The organism is Xanthomonas sp. DAR 34887, from assembly GCF_041245805.1.
GTDB classification, from domain to species: Bacteria; Pseudomonadota; Gammaproteobacteria; order Xanthomonadales; family Xanthomonadaceae; genus Xanthomonas_A; species Xanthomonas_A tesorieronis.
Window position 1 is genome coordinate 4,632,731 of the sequence record NZ_CP162490.1, and the last position, 22,255, is coordinate 4,654,985.

At 70.7% G+C, this 22,255-nt stretch carries 25 protein-coding genes; 14 read left to right on the forward strand and 11 right to left on the reverse strand.

What is annotated here, in order from left to right; genetic code table 11:
- The first annotated feature begins 20 nt into the window (after positions 1–20).
- From cutA to AB3X08_RS19725, 3 genes are read left to right on the forward strand one after another with little or no spacing between them, the layout of a single operon-like run.
- Complete coding sequence (gene cutA, locus AB3X08_RS19715; RefSeq protein WP_369934541.1) at positions 21–356, forward strand: divalent-cation tolerance protein CutA; 336 nt, start codon at positions 21–23, stop codon at positions 354–356.
- A 4-nt stretch (positions 357–360) separates the two neighbouring features.
- Positions 361–2,646, forward strand: coding sequence for a protein-disulfide reductase DsbD family protein (locus AB3X08_RS19720; protein ID WP_369934542.1), 2,286 nt, complete (start codon positions 361–363; stop codon positions 2,644–2,646).
- The gene (locus tag AB3X08_RS19725) at positions 2,643–3,212 is read left to right on the forward strand and encodes a TlpA disulfide reductase family protein (RefSeq protein WP_369934543.1); all 570 of its coding nucleotides are present in this window, start codon (positions 2,643–2,645) and stop codon (positions 3,210–3,212) included. Before AB3X08_RS19720 ends, AB3X08_RS19725 begins: the two co-directional genes overlap by 4 nt.
- Positions 3,213–3,340: 128 nt before the next feature.
- On the opposite strand, the gene AB3X08_RS19730 is transcribed toward AB3X08_RS19725, so the two are convergent.
- Entirely contained in the window at positions 3,341–4,738 is a 1,398-nt protein-coding gene (locus AB3X08_RS19730) for an FAD/NAD(P)-binding protein (protein ID WP_369934545.1), read from the reverse strand.
- A gap of 247 nt (positions 4,739–4,985) precedes the next feature.
- Positions 4,986–5,615, reverse strand: a complete 630-nt coding sequence (gstA, locus tag AB3X08_RS19735; protein WP_369934546.1) for a glutathione transferase GstA — start codon at positions 5,613–5,615, stop codon at positions 4,986–4,988.
- A 142-nt stretch (positions 5,616–5,757) separates the two neighbouring features.
- Between gstA and AB3X08_RS19740 the strand changes: the two genes are divergently transcribed.
- Positions 5,758–6,081, forward strand: a complete 324-nt coding sequence (locus AB3X08_RS19740; RefSeq protein ID WP_369934547.1) for a winged helix-turn-helix transcriptional regulator — start codon at positions 5,758–5,760, stop codon at positions 6,079–6,081.
- Between the two features lie 204 nt (positions 6,082–6,285).
- Here the strand turns inward: AB3X08_RS19740 and AB3X08_RS19745 are convergent, their stop codons facing one another.
- Positions 6,286–7,056 carry an SDR family NAD(P)-dependent oxidoreductase gene (locus AB3X08_RS19745; RefSeq protein WP_369934549.1) on the reverse strand — a complete coding sequence of 257 codons (771 nt, stop codon included), beginning with the start codon at positions 7,054–7,056 and terminating at the stop codon, positions 6,286–6,288.
- A 77-nt stretch (positions 7,057–7,133) separates the two neighbouring features.
- On the opposite strand from AB3X08_RS19745, the gene AB3X08_RS19750 reads away from it, so the two are divergent.
- From AB3X08_RS19750 to accC, 5 genes are all read left to right on the forward strand, one after another.
- Entirely contained in the window at positions 7,134–8,054 is a 921-nt protein-coding gene (locus tag AB3X08_RS19750) for an AraC family transcriptional regulator (protein WP_369934551.1), read from the forward strand.
- A 387-nt stretch (positions 8,055–8,441) separates the two neighbouring features.
- Complete coding sequence (gene aroQ, locus AB3X08_RS19755; protein WP_185814205.1) at positions 8,442–8,888, forward strand: type II 3-dehydroquinate dehydratase; 447 nt, start codon at positions 8,442–8,444, stop codon at positions 8,886–8,888.
- 105 nt (positions 8,889–8,993) lie between these two features.
- Positions 8,994–9,473: an acetyl-CoA carboxylase biotin carboxyl carrier protein gene (accB, locus tag AB3X08_RS19760; protein ID WP_369934553.1), complete on the forward strand. Its 480-nt coding sequence runs from the start codon at positions 8,994–8,996 to the stop codon at positions 9,471–9,473.
- A gap of 20 nt (positions 9,474–9,493) precedes the next feature.
- Positions 9,494–9,928 (forward strand): four helix bundle protein, encoded by a 435-nt coding sequence (locus tag AB3X08_RS19765; RefSeq protein ID WP_369934554.1) that lies wholly within the window; start codon positions 9,494–9,496, stop codon positions 9,926–9,928.
- The gene (gene accC / locus AB3X08_RS19770) at positions 9,918–11,285 is read left to right on the forward strand and encodes an acetyl-CoA carboxylase biotin carboxylase subunit (RefSeq protein WP_184413011.1); all 1,368 of its coding nucleotides are present in this window, start codon (positions 9,918–9,920) and stop codon (positions 11,283–11,285) included. The genes AB3X08_RS19765 and accC overlap by 11 nt, the downstream gene beginning before the upstream one ends.
- 209 nt (positions 11,286–11,494) lie before the next feature.
- Here the strand turns inward: accC and AB3X08_RS19775 are convergent, their stop codons facing one another.
- Positions 11,495–12,388, reverse strand: a complete 894-nt coding sequence (locus AB3X08_RS19775) for an AraC family transcriptional regulator (protein WP_369934555.1) — start codon at positions 12,386–12,388, stop codon at positions 11,495–11,497.
- A gap of 101 nt (positions 12,389–12,489) precedes the next feature.
- Between AB3X08_RS19775 and AB3X08_RS19780 the strand changes: the two genes are divergently transcribed.
- Entirely contained in the window at positions 12,490–13,263 is a 774-nt protein-coding gene (locus AB3X08_RS19780; protein ID WP_369934557.1) for an SDR family oxidoreductase, read from the forward strand.
- A gap of 61 nt (positions 13,264–13,324) precedes the next feature.
- Here AB3X08_RS19780 and AB3X08_RS19785 read toward each other — a convergent pair whose 3' ends face one another.
- Together AB3X08_RS19785 and AB3X08_RS19790 are read right to left on the reverse strand one after the other, a co-directional pair.
- Positions 13,325–13,681: a hypothetical protein gene (locus AB3X08_RS19785; protein ID WP_369934558.1), complete on the reverse strand. Its 357-nt coding sequence runs from the start codon at positions 13,679–13,681 to the stop codon at positions 13,325–13,327.
- Complete coding sequence (locus AB3X08_RS19790) at positions 13,678–14,619, reverse strand: hypothetical protein (protein WP_369934559.1); 942 nt, start codon at positions 14,617–14,619, stop codon at positions 13,678–13,680. The genes AB3X08_RS19785 and AB3X08_RS19790 overlap by 4 nt, the downstream gene beginning before the upstream one ends.
- Before the next feature lie 207 nt (positions 14,620–14,826).
- Between AB3X08_RS19790 and prmA the strand changes: the two genes are divergently transcribed.
- Positions 14,827–15,747 (forward strand): 50S ribosomal protein L11 methyltransferase, encoded by a 921-nt coding sequence (gene prmA / locus AB3X08_RS19795; protein WP_369934560.1) that lies wholly within the window; start codon positions 14,827–14,829, stop codon positions 15,745–15,747.
- Positions 15,748–15,796: 49 nt separating this feature from the next.
- Here the strand turns inward: prmA and AB3X08_RS19800 are convergent, their stop codons facing one another.
- A complete protein-coding gene (locus AB3X08_RS19800) occupies positions 15,797–16,264 on the reverse strand; it encodes a hypothetical protein (protein WP_369934561.1) in 468 nt (155 codons plus the stop codon).
- 185 nt (positions 16,265–16,449) lie between these two features.
- Here AB3X08_RS19800 and AB3X08_RS19805 point away from each other — a divergent pair, with 185 nt between their 5' ends.
- The 3 genes from AB3X08_RS19805 (at position 16,450) to fis (ending at position 18,259) form a co-directional block, all read left to right on the forward strand.
- Positions 16,450–16,818 carry a helix-turn-helix transcriptional regulator gene (locus tag AB3X08_RS19805; protein WP_184413001.1) on the forward strand — a complete coding sequence of 123 codons (369 nt, stop codon included), beginning with the start codon at positions 16,450–16,452 and terminating at the stop codon, positions 16,816–16,818.
- Positions 16,819–16,978: 160 nt separating this feature from the next.
- Positions 16,979–17,872: a DUF3426 domain-containing protein gene (locus AB3X08_RS19810; RefSeq protein ID WP_369934562.1), complete on the forward strand. Its 894-nt coding sequence runs from the start codon at positions 16,979–16,981 to the stop codon at positions 17,870–17,872.
- Between the two features lie 114 nt (positions 17,873–17,986).
- Positions 17,987–18,259: a DNA-binding transcriptional regulator Fis gene (gene fis, locus AB3X08_RS19815; RefSeq protein ID WP_003471008.1), complete on the forward strand. Its 273-nt coding sequence runs from the start codon at positions 17,987–17,989 to the stop codon at positions 18,257–18,259.
- Between the two features lie 236 nt (positions 18,260–18,495).
- Here the strand turns inward: fis and AB3X08_RS19820 are convergent, their stop codons facing one another.
- The 4 genes from AB3X08_RS19820 to AB3X08_RS19835 are packed head-to-tail and all read right to left on the reverse strand — an operon-like array spanning position 18,496 to position 22,251.
- On the reverse strand, positions 18,496–19,470 hold the full coding sequence (locus AB3X08_RS19820) for a phosphatidate cytidylyltransferase (protein ID WP_369934564.1): 975 nt from the start codon (positions 19,468–19,470) through the stop codon (positions 18,496–18,498).
- Positions 19,467–20,096, reverse strand: coding sequence for a lysophospholipid acyltransferase family protein (locus tag AB3X08_RS19825; RefSeq protein ID WP_369934565.1), 630 nt, complete (start codon positions 20,094–20,096; stop codon positions 19,467–19,469). The genes AB3X08_RS19820 and AB3X08_RS19825 overlap by 4 nt, the downstream gene beginning before the upstream one ends.
- Entirely contained in the window at positions 20,093–20,746 is a 654-nt protein-coding gene (locus AB3X08_RS19830) for a CDP-alcohol phosphatidyltransferase family protein (RefSeq protein WP_369934566.1), read from the reverse strand. The genes AB3X08_RS19825 and AB3X08_RS19830 overlap by 4 nt, the downstream gene beginning before the upstream one ends.
- Positions 20,746–22,251 carry a TIGR04222 domain-containing membrane protein gene (locus tag AB3X08_RS19835; protein WP_369934568.1) on the reverse strand — a complete coding sequence of 502 codons (1,506 nt, stop codon included), beginning with the start codon at positions 22,249–22,251 and terminating at the stop codon, positions 20,746–20,748. The genes AB3X08_RS19830 and AB3X08_RS19835 overlap by 1 nt, the downstream gene beginning before the upstream one ends.
- Positions 22,252–22,255: the final 4 nt, after the last annotated feature.

A 22,255-nucleotide genomic window follows, 5' to 3' on the forward strand; every position in this document is an offset into this window, starting at 1 on the left:
GTCCCTATACTGTCGGCCGCATGTCTTCGCCCCCACCCCTCCGCCTGCTGTTCAGCACCTGCCCCGATCCGGCCAGCGCCGCGCGGATCGCCCAGGTCCTGGTCGAAGAACGCCTGGCCGCGTGCGTGAGCCGCCTGCCCGGCGTGCACGCCACGTATCGCTGGCAGGACGTGGTGGAGCAGGCGGAGGAAGTGCTGCTGCTGATCAAGACCGCCGCCGACCGCATCCCCGCGTTGCGACAGCGGCTGTGCGAGCTGCACCCCTTCGACGTCCCCGAATTGATCGAGGTCGAGGTCGCCGGCGGCCTGCCCGCCTACCTGCAGTGGGTGTACGCCGAAACCCGTGAGGAACCGTAAGCCGATGACCGTGCTGCACCGTATCGCTGCCCTGTGCCTGCTGGCCCTGGCCGCCTTCCCCGCCCTGGCGATCAGCGAAAAGGATCTGCTGCCGGTCGATCGGGCCTTCGTGCTGAGCGCGCAGGCGCCCGAGCGCGGCCGCATCGAACTGCACTGGAAGATCGCCGACGGCTATTACCTGTACCGGCACCGGATCGCGGTGCGGGTGCTGAGCGGCTTCAAGGCCAACCCGACCGTGCAGCTGCCGGCCGGGCACAAGAAGACCGACCCGTACTTCGGCGAGGTGGAAACCTATCGCGGCGAGTTGAACGCGGTGCAAAGCGGCGTCGCCGATCCGGCCACGACCAACTTGCAGGTGGAAGTGCGCTACCAGGGCTGCGCCGACGCCGGCGTGTGCTATCCGCCGCAGAAGCGCTTGCTCAACGTGGCACTGCCGGCGGCCGAAGCCGGCGCGGCAGCGGCTCCCACCTCGCCGCTGCCGGGCAGTGCGCCGGGCGCGGCCGGCCCGGCCGCCAAGCCCTTGTTCGGCGCCAGTGCCGGCGCCGTGCAAGGCTTGCCGCTGCCGTCGGACCAGGCGTTCGGCTTCGAAGCCATCGTCGGCGACGGCAATACGCTGCTGCTGCGCTTCACGCCCGCGCCGGGCTACTACCTGTATCGCGACCGCACCGCGCTGGCGCTGGAAGGCGCCGCCGGCATCCGCACCGGCATGCCGCGCTGGCCGCAGGGCCGCTCGCACCAGGACGAGCACTTCGGCAACGTGGTGGTGTATTTCGACCAGACCGAGGTCAGCGTGCCGCTGCAGCGGCAGCGCGCCGATGCCGCCGAAGCGACCCTGGTCGCCACCTTCCAGGGCTGCCAGACCGACGGCATCTGCTATCCGCCGATGACCCGGCGGGTGAAGCTATCGCTGCCCAAGGGCACGCTCAGCCCCGCCGACCAGGCCGAAGTGGCGCCGCTGCTGGTGACCCCGCTCGACAGCCGCCAGGCCGACGCCAGCGCCGCGGCGGCCGACGCATCCGCGCCGGTGACCGCGCCCGACGCGGCGACCGCGCCCGATGCCTCGGTGCACAACGCCGCGCGCAGCACCGCGCCGGCGGCCGCGCCGCAGAACCTGCTGTGGGTGCTGCTGGCGGCGCTGGGCGGCGGCCTGATCCTGAACCTGCTGCCGTGCGTGCTGCCGATCCTGTCGCTGAAGGTGCTGGGCCTGGCGCACAGCGGCGAAAGCCATGCGCGCGCCCGCAGCCATGCGCTGTGGTACACGCTGGGGGTGCTGGCGTCCTTCGCCGTGGTCGGCGGCATCGCCGTCGCCGCGCATCTGCTGTGGGGCTTCCAGCTGCAGCGACCCGGCTTCGTCGCGGTGCTGACCTACCTGATGTTCGCGATGGGCCTGAGCCTGTCCGGCGTGTTCACGCTCAGCGCCAACCTCGGTGGGCTGGGCCAGTCGCTGTCCTCGCGCAGCGGCCCGGTCGGCGATTTCTTCACCGGCGTGCTGGCCTGCGTGGTGTCCAGCGCCTGCGTCGGCCCGTTCATGGGCCTGGCGCTGGGCTATGCGTTCGCCGCGCCGCCGGCGATCGGCATGCTGGTGTTCCTGACCATGGGCCTGGGCCTGGCGCTGCCGTTCCTGCTGGTCGGCTTCATCCCTTCGCTGGCCAAGCGCCTGCCCAAGCCGGGCCCGTGGATGGAGACGCTCAAGCAGGTGCTGGCGTTCCCGATGTACCTGACCGCAATCTGGCTGCTGTGGGTGCTGGGCAAGCAGCGCGGCGTGGACGCGGTGGCGCTGCTGCTGGTCGGCGCCACGCTGCTGGCGCTGGGCCTGTGGTGGATCGAGCGCGCGCGCTGGCGCAGCCACAAGCTCGGCTTGCGCCTGGCCGCGCTGCTGGTGCTGCTGGCGCTGCTGCCGGTGTGGGGCGTGACCCGGCTGGCGCCGCCCAGCGCCACCGTGGAGCGCAACACCGTGGCCTTCTCGCCGGAGATGCTGGACCGGTTGCGCACCGACAACCGCGTGGTGTTCGTCAATATGACCGCCGACTGGTGCGTGACCTGCAAGGCCAACGAACGCAACGTGCTCAGCAGCGACGCCTTCCGCGACACGCTCAAGCGCGTCGATGCGGTGTACATGAAGGGCGACTGGACCAACGAGGACGCACGCATCAGCGCCTTCCTGGCCGAACACAAGGCGGTGGGCGTGCCGCTGTACGTGGTCTACGGTCCGGGCGCACCGCCGACCGTGCTGCCGCCGGTGCTGAGCCAGGCGGTGGCCGAAGACGCCCTGCTGCGCGCGGCGCGATGAACGCCACGCCGCCGCGCCTGCTTGCGGTGGCGGCGATCGCGGCGGTGCTGGGCGTGGCCGCCGCGCAGCTCTGGTGGCGCACGCCGACGGTGGCGCCACCCGCGCCCACCACCGGCCACGCGCCGCCGGCCGGCGTCGCCGCAGCCCGCCCCGGCGATCCGGCACCGGCGCTGCGTCTGCCCACACTCGACGGCGGCAGCCTGACCCTGGCCCAGTTCCGTGGCCGTCCGTTGCTGGTCAACGTCTGGGCCAGCTGGTGCGAACCGTGCGTGCGCGAGATGCCGGAGCTCGATCGCCTGGCGCGCGCGCAGCCGGCCGACGGCCTGCAGGTGCTCGGCATCGCCCTGGACCGCGCCGAGGACGTGCGTGCGTTCCTGCAGCGGGTGCCGATCGGCTACCCGATCGCGCTGGAAACCCCAGGGCCGGCCGATGCCAGCGTGCGCCTGGGCGACACCCAGGGCCTGCTGCCTTACAGCGTGCTGATCGACGCCAACGGCCGCATCGTGCGGCAGAAGCTGGGGCCGTTCGCGCCGGGCGAGGCCGAGCGCTGGGCGCAGGTGCCGTAGGCGCTCGCTTGGGGATTCATCCCTTCCCATTCGCACACTCGGCCTTGTGCCGCGACGGGCTTTGCTGATGGTGCCTGTCGCGGCTGAAGCCGCTCCTACAGGGGAGCGTCGCCGGGAGCGGGATTGCGCTAGACCGCCTGCTGCTGCGCCTCGCTGCCGACGCCGCCGCCGGCAGCCCGCGCCTGCTCCAGCGCCGCCAGTTCCGCGGCCAGGCGTTGCGCGCCGGCGCGCAGTTCCGGCACTGCGGTGATCTCCCACAAACCGCCGCGCAGCAGCGGACCCAGACAGTACAGCCCGGTCACCGGATGGCCGCTGCCGTCGCGCACCTGCAGGCGCTCGTCCACCACCAGGCCCAGGCCCAGCGGATCGGCCTGCAGCAGGCCCGCATCGCGCATCGTGGCGACCAGCGGATGACTGGTGCGGGCGACGTCGGTGTCCAGCCCGGTGGCGCGGATCAGCACGTCGAACGCTTCGGTGCGCGCGCTGCTGCTGCCGCGGTCGCGGATCACCGCTTCCACCGCGGTCTCGCCCAGCCGCGCGCGCAGCAGGCGCCCGGCGCGGATGCGCAACTGGCCCTGCTGCTGCATCTGCGCCAGCGCAGTGGCCGCGGCCGGCGCCAGCCGATGCCGCGCCGCTTCCCAGTACGGGCGCAGGTGGCGCAGGAAACGCGAGCGTGCCGCCGGCGCCAGGCCTTTCCAGAACGGCTGCAGATGCGGGCGCAGCGCATCGACCACGCAGCGCCAGTCCTCCACCACCGTGGTCAGCTGGCGCAGGCTGCGCACCAGGCCGGTGAGGTCGTGGTTGCGCAGCGCCTGCGCCACGCTCGGCGGCAGCGTCACCGGCGCGCCCGGCTGGGCCAGATGCGCCTGCGGCGCCAGGCCGCGCCGCGACAGCGCGGTGATCGGGCCGCGATGGCCGCGGCGGCGCAGGGTCAGCGCGACATCGGCCATGGTCAGGCCGGTGCCGACCAGCAGCAGCCGCGCCTGTGGCGGCACGTCGTCCAGTACGCCGTCCTGCCACGGCCAGCCGATGTAGCGCCGGTGCACCGCCAGGCGCGGGCCGATGCCGGGCAACGCCGCCGGCGGCAACGCGCCGATCGCCAGCACCACCACGTCGCTGACCACGTCCTCGCCGTTGGCCAGGAAGATGCGGAAGCCGTCCGGCCCGCGTTCCACCGCCACCGCCTCCTCGCTCACCTGCGCCACGTCGACCGCCGAGGCGGCCAGCGCCGCGTCCAGGTGTTGCTCCAGGTAGCGGCCGTACAGCAGCCGCGGCAGGAACTCCAGGCGCTGCGCGGCGTCGAGCTGCAAGGCATCGGCGAACCCGCCCGGATCCTGCGGGTCCACGCCCAGGTCCTTGGCGCGCACGTTCAACAGATGCTCGGGCCGCGCCGCGCCGTAGGCGATGCCGCGGCCGAAGGTATCGGCCACGCCGATCAAGGTCAGCCGGCTGGCCGTTCCCTGCCTGGCCACCGCCGCGGCCAGCACGTTGCCGCAAAATCCTGCGCCGATGATCGCAATTCGCATGGCTGACACTCGTGGCCGGTCGGGGCGTCCTTTGTGCCCGGGATGCCGGCGGCGGGTGTAAATCGCCGGTTAATGCGCGCCACCTGGCGCATTCCGATCGGGCATCACCACATGCGTTTGATCCATAAGCGGGATCGGCGGGACGCTGGCGGTGAAATTGCGCGGCGCCTGGAAATTTCAGCCGGCTGGTGCGTTCCGCAGCGCCGGCGACACGCGACAAGGAGGCACACGCAGGCGCGCGATCGACTTATTGCAGGCCTTCTTCGCGCAGCGCCTGTTGCACCGAAGGCCGCGCGTGCACACGCCGGTACCATGCCTGCAGGTTCTGCAACGCGTCGAAGTGGATGTCCGCCTGGTAGTGCGAAATCAGCCACGGCGCCTGGCCCCAACCGATCAGCGCGTAGAGATAGGTGTCGGCAACGGTGAAGGCATCTCCCATCAGGAACCGGCGATCGGCGAGTTGCGCGTCGATCCAGGCGAAACGCTGCTCCAGCTTCGGCCGGGCGGTGTCCACGTACTGACCGGCAAGTCGGGCGTACAGCAGCGGAATGAAGCCCTTGTGGATCTCCGAGGTCAGGAAGTTCAGCCATTCCTGCAGGCGATAGCGTTGCAGGCTGCCGTTGCGCGGCACCAGGCCCAATTCGGGCTTGCGGTCGCCCAGGTACTGGACGATGGCCGGACCTTCGCGCAGCACGCTGCCATCGTCGAGTTCGAGCGCCGGCACATAGCCCATCGGGTTGATCCGATGGAAATCTTCTCCGTCCCCGGTCACGTGCTTGCGGTGATCGACCCTGACCAGCGTCGCCTCGAGGCCGAGTTCGTGCAGCACGATATGCGGCGCGAGCGAGCAGGCGGCCGGGATGTAGTACAGCTTCATTGCGATCTCCAGAAAGTGGGCGCTGCCCTGGCGGGAGCGGCCCGACGCATTCTAGAAACCAGGTATAGAAAAGAAAGAAGGCACTATTATGGTGTCTAGGTACAAAATTTATACTTAGAAACGCACACCGAAGGCACCCGCGATGAAGGACAACGTTTCCGGCTGCTCCGTCGAAGAGGCCATGCGCCTGCTGGGCGGAAGATGGCGCCTGTTGCTGGTGTCGTACCTGCTGGAGGGACCCAAGCGGTTCAACGCACTGCGCCGCGACGTTCCGGCCATTTCGCAGCGCATGCTGACCCTGGACCTGCGCGCCCTGGAAGAAGCCGGATTGATCCAGCGCACCGTCTATCCGACCGTGCCGGTCAAGGTCGAATACGCGCTGACCGAGGACGGGCGTCGCCTGGAACCGGTGGTCGCGGTGATGAAGGAGTTCGGGCTGTGGGTCAAGGCGCGGTCTGCCGGCTGAGCGCGCTCGCTGCGGACAGGAAGGTATGTCCCTGACCGCAGGGCGCATGTACTCGGCGAATCTGCGCGCCGAAAAAACGCCAGTCGCCCCTGATGCAGCAGCACTCCGTGCCGCCATTGCCGATTGACGCACTGCGCCCATCTTTCAAAGCCGCGCGGAAGCTGCACGAATGGCTGCGTCTTCGCGCGGCCGCGCTGCGTTCCGCTACATCAGCATGCCGCCGGACGCCTCGATGCGCTGGCCGGTGATCCAGCGGCTGCCCGGCGACAACATGCCGGCCACCGCGGCGCCGATGTCGTCCGCGCGGCCGGCGCGGCCCATGGCCGTGTGCTGGGCCACGTACTGGTTCACGCCAGCGTCGTCGCGCACGGCGCCGCCGAAGAAATCGGTCTCGGTGGCGCCGGGGGCCACGGCGTTCACTGCGATGCGGCGCTGGCCCAGTTCCGCTGCCAGATAACGCGTCGCCGTTTCCAGCGCGCTCTTCATCGCCGCGTAGACCAGGCTGCCGGCGGCGACGTGGCGGGTGAGGCTGCTGGAGATGTTGACGATGCCACCACCGTCGGCCACTTGCGGCGCCAGGACCTGCAGCAGCAGGAGCGGCGCCTGGAAATGCACGCGATACAGCAGGTCCATGTCGTCGGCGCGGATGTCGCCGAAGGCGGCAGGCGCATGCAGGCCGGCATTGTTCACCAGCTGATCGAATCGCGCAGCGCCCCAGCGCGCCAGTTGTGCCTGGAAGGCCGGCACGAAGGCCTCCATCGCATCGGCGGCCGCCAGGTCCAACGGCAGCATTGCCGCACGTACGCCACATGCCTGCAGCTGACCCAGCGTTTCGGCCGCCTGCGCCTGCTGCCGCCGATAGGTGATCACCAGGTCGCTGCCCTGCTGCGCCAGGTGCAGCGCGATGCTGCGCCCGATGCCGCGACTGCCGCCGGTGACCAGGGCGATGGGACGTGGTGTGGTTGCGGTCTGCATGCGGTTTTGTCTCGCTGGAAGATCGTGACATGCTGGGCCTGCGGCATCGGCCGTACTTGCCGGATTGCGCCCGATCCTTGCCTGATTCGATTGCCCCGGGCAGCAACCTGCACGCGTTGACCGAACTGCGGCTGCGCGCGCACGAACTGCTGCGCGCACGCGGCGCGGCCGGCGACGGGCTGCACGCCTTACTGCCGGGAACGTGGCTGGCGCAGTCGCGCGCGCCCCGCGTCCCCGCGCCCGCCTTGTATCGCCCCGCGCTGGGGGCGGTGCTGCAGGGCGCCAAGCAGGTGCTGGTGGGCGCGACCGTTCTGGAATATCGCGCTGGAGAAGCGTTGCTGACCCATGTGCCGGTGCCCGCGCGCGGCATGGTGACCGTCGGCGATCGCCACCAGCCCTTCCTCGGCCTGGTGGTGGAACTGGACCCGGCGCTGCTGCGCCAGGTCTGCGGCGAACCGGGCATGCCAGCCGCGGCAACCATGGCGCCGGCGCCGTTCAGCGTGGTGGCGCTGCAGCCTGCGCTGATCGACTGCCTGCAGCGCCTGCTGTCGCTGGCGGCCGACGACCTGCGGGCGCAGCAGTTCCTGTGGCCGGCATTGCAGCGCGAACTGGTCTTCCGGCTCCTGCAGAGCCCGGCCGGCCCGGCGCTGGCGGCGATGGCGCAGCCGGCACCCGCCGCGCGTCGGCTGGCCTCGGCGATACGCACGGTGCAGCACGGGTTCCGCCAGCCGCTGGACGCGTCCGCGCTCGCCAGCCGCGCCGGCATGAGCACGGCGTTGTTCTACCGGCGTTTCCGCGACGCCACCGGCCTGTCGCCGCTGCAGTACCAGAAGCAGCTGCGCCTGCTGGAAGCGCGCCGGCTGTTGCAACAGGGCGGCACCAGCATCACCGCTGCAGCGTTCGCGGTGGGCTACGAAAGCCCTTCGCAGTTCAGCCGCGAGTTCAGCCGGCTGTTCGGCCACCCGCCGCGGGACAGCCTGCCGCAGCCGCAGCGCTGACGTGGCGGCGGGCGCGGCGTGCGGCGCGCCTGGTCATGGAGGGGACGTACCCTCACCCCAACCCCTCTCCCGGCAGGAGAGGGGCTGAAACGCAGATGCCGGTGCCGTTCAGCGTACGCGCAGCGGTGGCGCAGGCGCGCAGCGTCGTGCAGGATCGCTGCGTGCCGCGCCGGTACTTCACGCGCCGCGCCGCGCAATGCATCCCGGCAAGCCGGCGCGCAGGATCGGACAACACGGGCCGGCAGCAGGACGCGCCTCGGCCTCGCCTGCCCATGCAAGCGCACGCCGCTGAACCAAACATCCGTTTAAAACACGCGCAACTTCGCCGAACTGGACAGTAATCCCGGCTTCGCGCAGACTGCCGCCCTCTCCGCTGCTTTGTCCTCCATGGCGCGACTGCTGCTGTTGCACGGCCCCAACCTCAACCTGCTCGGCACCCGCGAGCCGGGGGTCTATGGGCACACCACGCTGGCGCAGATCGATGCGGCGCTGCTCGCGCAGGCCACGGCCGCCGGGCACCAGCTGGACAGCCTGCAGTCCAACGCCGAGCACGTGCTGGTGGAGCGGGTGCAGGCCGCGCGCGGCGATGGCACCGCCTTCATCCTGATCAACCCGGCCGCGTTCACCCATACCTCGGTGGCGCTGCGCGACGCGTTGGCGGCGGTGGCGATCCCGTTCATCGAGATCCACCTGTCCAACCCGCACAGCCGCGAGCCGTTCCGCCACCACAGCTATTTCAGCGACCACGCGCTCGGCGTGATCTGCGGCTTCGGCGCCGACAGCTACCGCTACGCGATGGACGCGGCGCTGGCCCGGCTGGGAGCCGGCGCGTGAGCGGCACCCCCGGCTTCAGCGCGCGTCGCGCGGCGCTGCGCCACCCTATCCGCGTTCGCCGGGCCGCAGGCCCGGTCATTTCCCGATTCACCTCAAGAGGCCGTTATGGATCTCCGTAAAATCAAGAAACTCATCGACCTGCTGGAAGAATCCAATCTCGCCGAAATCGAGATCAAGGAAGGCGAGGAAAGCGTGCGCCTGGCGCGCACCCCCAAGGGCATGGTCGCCAGCGCCCCGCAGTACGCGCCGGCCCCCGCCGCCGCGCCGCCTGCAGCCGCGCCGATGCCGATGAGCTCGCCGACCGAGGCCTCCACCGGCGGCACCGCCAAGCCCGGCAACGCCCTGCCCGAGGGCCACGTGCTGCGCGCGCCGATGGTCGGCACCTTCTACACCTCGCCGTCGCCGGACAAGCCGGCCTTCGTCAGCGTCGGCCAGGCGGTCAAGGCCGGCGAGACCCTGGCGATCATCGAGGCGATGAAGATGTTCAACCCGATCGAAGCCGACGTCTCCGGCACCATCGTCGCGATCCTCAGCGAAAGCGGCGTGCCGGTGGAGTTCGATCAGCCGTTGTTTGTGATTGGCTGAGCGGCCGGGATTGGGGATTCGTGATTTGGGATTCGCAACAGCGGCCGCACGAGCGCCTCACGGTGTGGCGCGATGCGATGGCGTTGGTCGAAGCGACCTACCGCCTCACCCAGAACTTCCCCGATGCCGAACGCTTTGGACTGACCGCACAGATGCGGCGCGCGGCGATCAGCGTTGCCTCCAACATCGCGGAGGGCGCCGCGCGGCGGTCCACTGCCGAGTACCTGCGTTATCTGTCGATGGCGCGAGGCTCGCTGGCCGAGCTGGATACGCAGATGCAGATTGCGACACGGCTGCAGTTCGGTTCGCCGGACGCGGCCACCCTCGATCTCTTGAACCGCACCTTTTCCAGGCTCAACGCATTGATCCGCACGCTGGACGATTCGCGACATCTGCGCGAGCCCGGCGCCCTCTACGAATCCCCAATCTCGAATCCCGAATCCCATGCTCGATAAAGTCGTCATCGCCAATCGCGGCGAAATCGCGCTGCGCATCCTGCGCGCGTGCCATACGCTCGGCATCCGCACGGTCGCGGTGCATTCCACCGTCGATCGCAACCTCAAGCACGTGGCCATGGCCGACGAGTCGGTGTGCATCGGCCCGGCGGCGTCGGCCGAGAGCTATCTCAACATCCCGGCGCTGATCGCCGCGGCCGAGGTCACCGACGCGCAGGCCATCCATCCCGGCTACGGCTTCCTGTCGGAGAACGCCGACTTCGCCGAGCGCGTGGAGCAGTCCGGCTTCATCTTCATCGGGCCCAAGGCCGACACCATCCGCCTGATGGGCGACAAGGTCGAGGCGATCCGCGCGATGAAGGCCGCCGGCGTGCCGTGCGTGCCCGGCTCGGGCGGGCCGCTGGGCGAGGACATCGTCGCCAACACCAAGATCGCGCGCGAGATCGGCTATCCGGTGATCATCAAGGCGGCCGGCGGCGGCGGCGGCCGCGGCATGCGCGTGGTGCATTCGGAGGCGGCGCTGAAGGCGGCGATCGAGACCACCAAGTCCGAGGCCAAGGCCGCTTTCAGCAACGACCAGGTGTACATGGAGAAGTTCCTGGAGAATCCGCGCCACGTGGAGATCCAGGTGCTGGCCGACGGCCAGGGCAACGCCATCCACCTGGGCGAGCGCGACTGCTCGATGCAGCGCCGCCACCAGAAGGTGGTCGAGGAAGCGCCCGCGCCCGGCATCACCGAGCAGCTGCGCAACGAGATCGGCAAGGTCTGCGTGGACGCCTGCGTGCGCATCGGCTACCGCGGCGCCGGCACCTTCGAATTCCTGTTCGAGGACGGCCGTTTCTACTTCATCGAAATGAACACGCGCATCCAGGTCGAGCACCCGGTCACCGAGCGCATCACCGGCATCGACCTGGTCTGCGAACAGCTGCGCATCGCCGCCGGCCACAAGCTGAGCATCAAGCAGAGCGACATCGTGCTGCGCGGCCATGCGATCGAGTGCCGCATCAACGCCGAAGACCCGGAAACCTTCATGCCCAACCCGGGCCTGATCACCGGCTTCCATCCGCCCGGCGGCCCTGGCGTACGCGTGGACACGCATATCTACAGCGGCTACAAGGTGCCGCCGAACTACGACTCGATGATCGGCAAGCTGATCGTGCACGGCCCCGACCGCGACACCGCGATCGCGCGCATGCGCGTGGCGCTGAGCGAGATGGTGGTGGACGGGATCAAGACCAACATCCCGCTGCAGCAGCGGATCATGCGCGACAAGGGCTTCCAGGCCGGCGGGCAGAACATCCACTACCTGGAAAAGCGCCTGGCCGAGCGCAAGAACAAGTCGATTGCGTTGGTGTGAGGGGCCGGGATTCGGCATTCGGGATTTGGGATTCGCAAAGGCGGAGACCGGCTCCTGATCTGTTCCTGGTGATGGTGGCGGTTGTGGTCGGGGGTACGCCCTCGACCTTTCGCCGATGCGCTTGCGAGGTGTGTGAGATCGCGCCCCAGCTGCTAGCGTGATCCTGGTGGCGTCGCCACACGGGCCCGGCATCGTCGCGGTGGCTTGCGTCAGCGCTTGGCGTAGTGGCTGGGCGGTGCGCCCACGTGGCGGCTGAAGGCGACGCTGAAGCTGCTGGTCGAGCCATAGCCGACGCGTTGCGCCACCTCGGCCACGCTGCATCCTTCGCGCCGCAGCAGGTCCTTCGCCACCTCCATGCGCCAGGCCAGCACGTACTCCATCGGCGGCACGCCGACCGTGCGGGCGAAGCGCTCGAAGAGCGTCGAGCGCGACAGCGCAGCCGCCTGCGCCAGTTCGCCCACTGTCCAGGCGTGATCGATGCACGCATGGATCCGGGTGAGCGCCGGCGCCAGCCGTTCGTCGCCCAGGCCGCGCAACAGCCCCGGCGGTGCGTTCCCCGCCGTCGTCCAGCGCATGGCCTCGACCAGCAGCATCTCCACCAGCCGGGACAGCATGTAGTCGTTGCCCGGCTTCCGGTCCTGGTACTCCTCGCCCACCATCTGCACCAGTTGCATCAGGCGGCCCGCGCCGCGCACATGCACCACCGTCGGCAGCAGCGAGGTCAGCAAGCCGGCATGGGCGCTGTCGAACAGGAAGGCACCGCCCAGGGACAGCATGTCCGGCGCACCGCCCTGTTCGCCGTGGCGGAGCTCGCCTTGCCCGCCCGGGACGACCTGCGGATCGATGAACACCGGCGGCGCCGGCAAGACGCCGGAGAGCGTGAACGCCGGCGTGGTCGGCAACAGCACGAAATCGCCGGCGCCGATCGTGATCGGCGGCTGCCCGTCCACCGCCAGCACGGCGCTGCCTTCCAGCACGATGCAGAACCCGGGCTGCCCGTACGCGGCATAGCGCACCGCCCAGTTGCCCTTGCCGCTGATCAGGTTGGCGAAAACCGCGCGGGGCTGCAGCAGGCGGACGAGCTCGGAAAGCAGATCGTGCATTTCGGACGCTCACTAAAACAAAACGGATTCCGCATTATCGATCATCCAAGGCGGCTGGCCTATCGTTTCCTCCCGAGCCCACTCACTCCTGGAGAAACGCAATGAAGACCGTCCTGATCACCGGCTGCTCCTCCGGCTACGGCCTGGAAACCGCGCGGCACTTCCTGGCCCAAGGCTGGAACGTCGTCGCCAGCATGCGCCAGCCGCAACCGGCGCTGCTGCCGGCCTCGCCCGCCCTGCGCATGCTGGCGCTGGACGTGACCCAGCCCGACAGCATCGCGCTGGCGCTGGAGGCGGCCGGCCCCATCGACGTGCTGGTCAACAATGCCGGCATCGGGCTGTTCGGGGCGTTCGAGGCCACGCCGATGGCGACCGTGCGCGAAGTGTTCGAGACCAACACCTTCGGCGTCATGGCGATGTGCCAGGCCGCGATTCCCGGGTTTCGCCAGCGCGGCGCCGGCGTCATCGTCAACGTGACCTCCAGCGCCACGCTGGCGCCGTTCCCGCTGGTGGCGGCGTACACGGCCAGCAAGACCGCGATCGAGGGCTTCACCGCGTCGCTGGCGCACGAACTCGAGGCATTCGACCTGCGGGTCAAGCTGGTGGAGCCCGGCTACGGCCCGTCCACCCAGTTCACCGCCAACGGGCAGCAGCGCATGCAGGGCCTGATCCCCGACGCCTACGCGCCCTTCGCACACGCGGTGTTCGCGCGCCTGGGCCAGCCGGCGGCGGTGACCGTGGCCAGCGACGTCGCCCAGGCGATCTGGGACGCCGCCAACGACCCCAGCGACCGCCTGCACTACCCCGCCGGCGCCGACGCCCTGGCCCTGGCCATGCAGCGCCAACCATCCCCGGCGCCCTCCAAAGAGGGCTGATCGCCAAGCCGACAGACCTCACAGGGACCGGAAACCCGCCTTTGCGAATCCCCAATCCCGGCTACTTAGCCTGCTGCGTCCCCTGCACCGGTTCGGCGCCCAGGGTCGAGGTCGGGCTGACGATCATCACCGTCTCGGTGGAACCGTCCGGCCACACGATCTGGAAGGTGCTGCCCGGGCTCAGGGTGGAGAACGGCATGCCGCTGCGGGCGCGGTAGATCGCCGCCACCTGCGCGGCGCCGGCGCGGCGCAGGTCCGGGTCGGCGTGCACGGTGGTCAGCTCGACCTTGGACAGGCCGCGGTAGCGCTGCTCGGCCGTGTCGATCAGCAGCAAGCCGGCCGCCGCCGCCGAATAGGCGACCAGGGCCAGCACCCAGAACCAGAACTTGGCGCCGTGCAGCCATCGCCGGTACTTCATGAGCCCGCTCCTGTCGTCTCCACCAGACGGTTGACCATGTCGTTCATCGTGTCCGTGCCTTGCCGCGGGACCGCGGCGTCGTAAACAAAACTGCTGAAATCCTGGGTCGGGTCCTGCGAGCAGATCCCGCCGTTGGCGCAATAGCGGGTCATCAACTCGCTGTTCGGGCCGCAATCCAGCCCCAGCCGGCAGGCGGCCAGCTGCCAGGCCAGTTCGGTGAAGGCGGTGCCGGCGATGCGCTCGTCCAGGCTGTCGTCGCCGCTGGCGGCCAGGCCCATCGCCGGCGCCAGCGCCATGTACGCATCCGGATCGCCGGAAGCGCGGACCCGTTCGACCAGGTCGCGCTTGTAGCCGGCCGAGGACTGCAGCGGCTGCCCCAGCGTCAGCAGCGCCGCCTCCGCGGCCAGGTTGCCGCCGCGCGCGGCCTGCACGCGCTGGGCGACGATGGCCTGGCGGGTCAGGCCGTCGCCGGGCACGAAGCCGGCGCAGCGGCGGCCGACCCGCGCGCGCGCATCGACCATGCGCGCCGAGGTCGGCAGCTGCGCCGCCTCGATCGCACGGGTGTCGGCGGCATAGCCGGCCGGATTCATCGCATAGCCGGCGCAATAGTCGTAGATGCGGCTGAGCAGCCAGGACGCCTCGGCATCGCCCTGCGCGGCGGCGGCCGACAACTGCTGGGAAGTGCGGTACAGGTCGGGACTGCGCTCCAGCGCGGTGCGGCGGTCGGGCGGTGACGCCGGCAATGCCTGCACCGCGGTGCTTCTGCGCTGGTCCGGCGCTGCCACGTCCACGGGCGCCGGGGGGGTCACGGCGGCACCGGCGGTCACCGGCAGCGCCGGTGCCGCCGCCAGCAGCGCCGCGCGATAGCCGACCACGCCCAGCAACAGCGCAGCGGGCGCCAGCAACAGCCAGGTTTTGCGGGACACGGCGAAGGGCATGCGCGTAAGCGACCGGGGCAGCAGGCGACGAGGGCGGCCGCGTCCGCTGGAAGCGGGGGCCGCCGCAATGTCGCAGTCTAACGCAGCCGATGGCGGGCCATGGCAGACAATGGCGGCCGCGGCCACAGGGACTCGCGGCCGGCGCCGGCTCGGGCCACCGCGGCGGTCGTCTAAGATGCGGGGCCCTTCTTCCCCTGTGCCCGACCGATGCCGTTCCTCGAATTGACTGTGCGCTGCACCGACGCCACCCAGCCCCGCTACGAAAATGCGCTGGAGGACGTCGGCGCGCTGGCGGTCACCCTGCTCGACGCCGAGGCCGACACCAGCAACGAGCGCGCGATCCTGGAACCGGGGGTCGGCGAGACCCCGCTGTGGGGCACGCTGGTGCTCACCGCGCTGTTCCCCGCCGAGCAGGACGCGTTGCTGCTGCTGGCCGCATTGGACGCGTTCGACCCGGGCCTGGACTGGGCACAGGCCACGTTCCGCAAGGTCGACGACCAGGACTGGGAACGCGCCTGGCTGGACCAGTTCCAGCCGATGCGCTTCGGCACGCGCACCTTCATCGTGCCGTGGAATCACGAACTGCCCGAGGATGCGCGCGGTGCCGACGCCGCCGTGGTGCGGCTGGACCCGGGCCTGGCGTTCGGTTCCGGCACGCATCCGACCACCGCACTGTGCCTGCGCTGGCTCGACGCGCTGGCCGCCGACGGCGCGTTGGCGCAGGCGCACGTGCTCGACTTCGGCTGCGGCTCCGGGATCCTGGCGCTGGCCGCGCTGAAGCTGGGCGCGGCGGCGGCGGTGGGCGTGGACAACGACCCGCAGGCGCTGCTGGCCACGCGCGACAACGCCGAGCGCAATGCGGTCGGCGCGCGCCTGGCGGTGTACCTGCCGGCCGACGAGCCGGTGGCCACCTATCCGGTGGTGGTCGCCAACATCCTGGCCTCGGCGCTGGACACGCTGGCGCCGGTCCTGGCCGAACGCGTCGCCCCGGGCGGGCGCATCGCCCTGTCCGGCATCCTGCACGGCCAGGAACAGGAGCTGCTGCAGCGCTACGCGCCGTGGTTCGAGCAGTTGCGCAGCGAACAGGACGGCGACTGGATGCGGATCGACGGCGTACGCCGCGCCTGAGTCCGTGGATCGGCGCCCCGCTTGCGCGGCCGCGCCGGATCGGTGCTCATCACCCGCGGCCTGCGGCCAGGCTGCGGATCGCCGCGGTCAGCAGGGCCGCCTCGGCATGGATCGCCAGCACCCGGGTCCGCGGCCGCCAGCCCTGCGCGCGCAGGCGGCGCTCGTGCCAGCGATGGCCGCGCCGCGCCCGCGACCATCGCCACGCCAGTTCCAGCGGCACGCCGATCAGCGCCGAGACGCCCAGGGCCTGCACCAGCGCCACCCAGCCCACGGCGTGCAGCAGCAGCCATAGCAGCGCCGGCACCCGCGCCGACGGCGCGGGCGGATATGGCAGCGCGAACACCTGCCATGACCAGCCCTGCCTGACCGCGCAGCGACCGTCGCCGGCATCGGCCCAGATCCGGTAACGGTGCGCGCCGATCCCCGGCGGCGGCCGCGCACGGCGCTGCGCGCGCAGCGGGGCGAGCGCGAAACGCGAAGGGTGGGCATCGTGCAGCGGGGCATCCTGCGTGTGCATCGGCGCGTCCTGGTCCATGGCAGCGGGTCGAGCGGCGGCGGCAGGAGCGGCGCGGACCACCCGGCGCCTTCACTGCGCACAGCCACCGCCGACGACAGTATCAACAACAAAGTCCTCATTGAAAGCTTTACGAACCAACTTTTCCGTTCCGCGCGGCTATATCTCGCCTCCCCGCGGAGGTGAGTGTGAACAGCAGGCTGTACGAACGGGTGCGCGAAGCGCGCAAGCTGACCGGTCTCACCCAGGAAGCGCTGGCGCTGGATCTGTCGGTGACCCGCAGCGCCGTGGCGCAGTGGGAGATGGCCGACGGGACCGCGCCGGCGGTGGAGCACCTGATCGCCCTGGCCCGCCGCAGCGGGCTGACCTTCGAATACCTGGCCACCGGCCGCGGCGAACGCGTGTTCGGCGAACCGCTGTCCGTTGCCGAGGAAGCCGCGCACTACCGGCAGTTGTCCGACCAGCAGGCGCGCCTGCTCGACAGCTTCGAGACCTTGAGCCCGCGACAGCGCGCCGGCCTGCTGGACCTGATCGGCGCAGGCAAGCACCGGCGCTGAGCCGCACCGGCGTTCCTGTAGGAGCGGCTTCAGCCGCGACAGGCCCTTTCCGAAGGTGCCTGTCGCGGCTGAAGCCGCTCCTACAGAGGCCATGGCCGCGCTGCAGCCCGCTCCCGCGCGTGCTTGAATAGCGCTCTCGTTACCGCCGTCGCCTGCACGCATGCCCGATCCCACCCCGCCCCGCCCCAGCCTCGCGACCCTGTTGCGCCAGCCCGCCCGGCCGGCGCCGGAACAGGCCGATGCCGTCGTGCCGGCCGACGCGGACGCGGCGACCGGCTCCGCCGAGACGGGCGATACCGGTGGGGTCACGACGCCACGTGCCGATGTCGCACCACCGTCCACGCCGGCACCGGCATCGATGCCGGAGGCGGACGCGGCGCGCGCCGCCGGGGTCGCCGCAACGCCGCCCGCCGTGGCGGCCGAACCGATCGCGCCCGCCGGGCTCGAACCGCAGCCGGAACCGGCAGCAGCGTCGGAATCGGAATCGGAACGGGCGCCGCCGCTGGCGCACGGCCCGGAACTCGCTGCTGCGGCGATCGCCGCCCCCAGCTTCATCCAGCCCAGCGCGCCCCGCCGGCCGGTGCTGCGCGCCGCGCCCTGGCAGTGGATCGCGCTGGTCGGGCTGGGCCTGCTGCTGGCGCTGCAGATCCTGGTCGCCGACCGGCAACGGCTGGGCGCCGACGCGCGCTGGCGGCCGTGGGTGGCCGGCGTGTGCCAGGCGCTGCGCTGCAGCCTGCCGCCGTGGCGCGAGCCGAGCGCGTTCACCATGCTCAGCCGCGAAGTGCGGCCGCTGCCTGGGCGCGCCGGCACCCTGCAGATCCAGGCCACCTTCCGCAACGATGCGCGCTGGGCGCAGGCCTGGCCGTTGCTGCAGCTGTCGCTGGCCGACGCCGACGGCCGCACCATCGGCAGCCGCGTGTTGCGCCCGGAGGAGTACCTGGGCCGCACCCGTCCGGATGCGGCGACACTGGCGCCGGGCCAGAGCGCGCAGGTGGCGTTCCAGGTGCGCGAACCGGCCGCGGGAACCGCCGCATTCAGTTTCGACTTCCACTGAAACGCTGTGGCACCACGATCCGCCATGGCAGCGAGGCAGGCCACGCGCTAGACTCGTCCCCCCGCGCCGGCCCTCCGCCCTCCGACGCGGCCGTCATCCGGGGACCCGCCGAACTTGAACGCTGCCACCACTCGTCCTGACTCCAGTCGCGGCGCGCCGAAGCCGCCGCTGCGCGAACACGTGGCACAGTCCGTGCGCCGCTACCTGCGCGACCTCGATGGCTGCGACGCCGACGACGTGTACGAGATCGTGCTGCGCGAGATGGAGATCCCGTTGTTCGTGGAAGTGCTCAACCACTGCGAAGGCAACCAGAGCCGTGCCGCGGCGATGCTGGGCATCCATCGCGCCACGCTGCGCAAGAAACTGAAGGAATACGGGTTGGCGTGAGGCCGGGATTGGGGATTGGGCATTTGGGATTCGTTGCAGCGGTCCCATGCGACCTGATGAAAAAAGCCGCCTTTTCTGCACAGAAGGCGGCTTTTCCATTTCAGCCATGGGGCTTTTCTGTAGCAGCGGCTTCAGCCGCGACGCGTTACCGGTAAGGCGTCGCGGCTGAAGCCGCTCCTACAAGGGAAGCGTCTCGCTCGAGCAATCCCCAATCCCGAATCCCCAATCCCGGCCCCTCACACCCATCCATAGCGGATCAGGTGGAAGAACACCGGCGCGGCGAAGCACACCGAGTCCAGCCGGTCGAGCACGCCGCCGTGGCCTTCGATCATGTGGCCCCAGTCCTTGATGCCGCGGTCGCGCTTGATCGCCGACATCACCAGGCCGCCGAAGAAGCCCATCAGGTTGGCCACCAGCGCCAGCGCGAAGGCCTGCAGCGGCGAGAACGGGGTGATCCACCACAAGGCCGCGCCGAGCAGGCTCGCCGACAGGATGCCGCCGACGAAGCCTTCCACGGTCTTGGACGGCGACAGCTTGGGTGCGATCAGGTGTTTGCCGATCAGCTTGCCCCACACGTACTGCAGCACGTCCGAAGACTGCACCACGATCACCAGGAACGCGAACAGCAGCAGGTTGCGGCCTTCGTAGCCGGGAATCTCCAGGTTCAGCAGCGCCGGCACGTGCGAGATGCAGAACACGCAGATCATCAGCCCCCACTGCACTTTGGCGGTGCGCTCCAGGTAGCGCGTGGTGTCGCCGCCGATGGTGGACAGGATCGGCAGCACCAGGAACGCGTAGACCGGGATCAGCAACGTGTACAGCCCGTACCAGCCGCTCCACACCAGCCAGTACTGCCACGGCAGCACGATGTAGAACGCGGCCAGCAGCGCGTAGTAGTCGCCGCGCCGGGTCGGCGCCAGGGTGATGAACTCGCGCAGCGCGAACAGCGACACCAGCGCGAACAGCACGATCACGCCGATGCGCCCGAACACGAACGCCAGCGCCACCACCGCGGCCATCACCCACCACGCGCGGATCCGCGCCACCAGGTTGTCGAGCACCGCGCTGGGCCGCCCGCGCGCGCGCCAGCGCAGCGTTTCGGAAATCAGCGTGGCCAGCAGCAATACCGCGGCGATGCCGAGGAACAGCCAGATGGTCTGCTGCCGCAGCGAGGACTGCTGCAGATGGTCGCTGAAGGCGATCGCGCTCATCGTGCGGCCTCCATCTGCTCCGGCGACAGCGCCAGCAGCGCCGCGCGCGTGCGCTCCAGGAACGCCTGTTTGTCCTCGCCGGCGCCCAGCCGCAACGGCTCGCCGAAGGTGGTGGTGCACAGCAACGGCAGCGGCAGCCATTTGCCCTTGGGCATCACCCGCTTGAGGTTGTCGATCCACACCGGCACGAACTCCAGCTCCGGGCGGTGCCGCGCCAGGTGGTAGATGCCGCTCTTGAACGGCAACACGCCTTCCTCGGTGTTGCGCGTGCCTTCCGGGAACAGGATCAGCGAGCCGCCGCCATCGACCGCTTCGCACAGGCATTCGATCGGGTCGCGGCTGCGCTGCGCGGCGTCGCGTTCGATCAGCACGCCGTTGAACACCGAGTGGATCAGGTAGCGGCGCAGCGCGTCGCGCCGCCAGTAGTCGGCCGCGGCCACCGGCCGCACCTCGCGCCGCAGCGCCGCCGGCAGCGACGACCAGATCAGCACGAAGTCGCCGTGGCTGGCATGGTTGCCGTAGTACACGCGGCGCTCGCTGGAGGGGATGCAGCGCCAGAACGCACGCGCGCCGGTCAGCAGGCGGATCGCGGCACTGCAGCCGCGGGCGATCAGGCGTTCGATCATTGCCACTCCAGTTCGCGCACGATGGCGCGCAGGCGGATCACGATGGTCACCGCCGCGCCGCCGATCAGCAACGCCATGGTCAGGACCAGAATGGTTTCGGCGATGGCACTGCGCTGCAGCAACAGCGCGACGGCCGCCAGCAGCGCGGCCAGCGACAGCCAACGCATGCGCTGCACGCGCGCCATCGGGCCCTGCACCGGCTCGCTGACGCCGCAGGCCAGGCCGAGCATGCGCACGTAGGCGGTGCCCACGCACAGCAAGGCCGCGGCCCAACCCAGGTCGGCGCCCCAGCGCAGCACGTGCTGCAGGCCGTAGCCCACGCCCAGGCACACCAGGACATCGGACAGCCGGTCCGGCGCTTCGTTGTAGACCTCCCCGGCACGGCCGACCATGTGCGCCTGCCGCGCCATCAGCCCGTCCAGGCGGTTGCACAGCAGCCGGCCCTGCAGGCCGAGCGCGGCCAGCAGCAGCAGGCCGGCCGCATCGCGCGGCGGTTCGCGCCAGGCCCAATAGAACATCAGCGCCGCCAGCGCGGCGAAGCCGGTGGCGGTCCAGGACAGGCCGTTGGGCGTGGCGCCACGCGCGCGCAACGCCAGCGCCAGGCGTGCGCGCCAGTGCGCGCGGCGGTGTGCCCAGCTCGGTCGGGCCATCAGTCGCCGCCCCCACCGCAACCGCCGCAGCCGCTGCTGCAACTGCTGCCGCAACTGCTGCCGCCGCCATCGCCGCCACCGGTGCTGGTGCTGCAACTGCTGCCGCCACCGCTTCCGCCGCTGGCGACCACGGGCGAACGCAGCGCGTGATAGTCCGCCCACGCCGTGCTCATCAGCACGCCGGTGCCGGCCAGCGCCAGCGGCGTGGCCAGGTGCGTGCCCGGCGTCGAGGAGGAGAGGACCGTCCCGGCGCGCCATGCCGCATCGCGCTGGGCGAGCAGCCGGTCGCCGGCGACGCTGCGCCGCAGCGGGGTCAGCAGGAAGCCCAGCGCGATCAGCGTCACCACCACCATCGCCGCGACCAGGAAGCCGACCGGGCGTTGCAGCTGCAGGCCGATCTCGATCTTGAGCGCACCGACGACCCACAGCGCCACCGGCGGCGCGGCGCCGAGCAGGCGCGCACACCAGGCCTGGCCGCGCCCGAGCAGCAAGCGCTTGCCGATCAGCGCCGCGCGCAGCGGCAGCGCGTCATCGCGCAGCGCCTGCAGCGCCTGCGACAAGGTCGGGTTGGCGCGGACCAGTTGCAGGGCGCGCTGCAGCGATGCCGGCACCGCCACATCGTCCGCGACGTGCAGCGCGGTCGCATCGCTGCGGCGGCGCATCAGCGTGGACATCGTCGGCCGCAACTGCACTGCGCCGCAGATCTGCAGCAAGCCCAGCTGCAGGTCCGCCACACGCTCGCTGCCGCCGGCCAGAAACGCCAGCTCGGCGTGATCGACCACGCTGGCCGCGTGCCGTTGCCCGAGACCGCGCACCGCGCGCCGCAACCGCGCGGCCAGCGTCCAGGCCAGGCCGATCCCCGCCAGGAACAGCACGATGAAGGAACTGCCACGCCAGTGCAGCGGCGAGACGGCCGGGTTGTCCAATCCCAGCCACCAGCCCAGCAGCAGCGTGGCTCCCGCCCACAGCCACAGCGCCTTGCTGGACGCGCGCGGACCGTCCCAGCGGCGCGCAGGAAGATCGTTGGCGGCTGCGGCCGGCGCGGCGCGCTCCCCGTCCGGTGTCGGCCAGCAGACCGCCGGCGGTTCGCCGAAATAGCAGCGGTAGCGCGCCAGCGTGGCCCGGTATTGCGCAGCGTGGCGCTCGGCGTCGGCGACATCGCCGCGTCCGGGCCGGTGATGCAGGGTGGTCTGCAACACGTGGGGGCAGAACTGCTGCCAGTATTCGCGGGTATCGGTGAGGTGGGTATGCCAGACCTGATCGATCAGCGCGCTGGGGGTGACGTCCTCGCCTCCGCTGCAGGCCAGGAAGCAGAAGCGCCGGTATTCCTCGACCGCCTGCGCGGCCACGGTCAGGGAAACCCTGGCTTCCTTGGCCACCCGGCGCACGAACACCGGCAAGGCATCGTCGGCGTCGCCGAAACGGTAGGCCTGCAGCCGCTGCCACAGCGTCTGTTGCGCGGCATCGGCGTGGGGCAGCGGCGCCGGATCGGTGGATGCGGTCATGGGC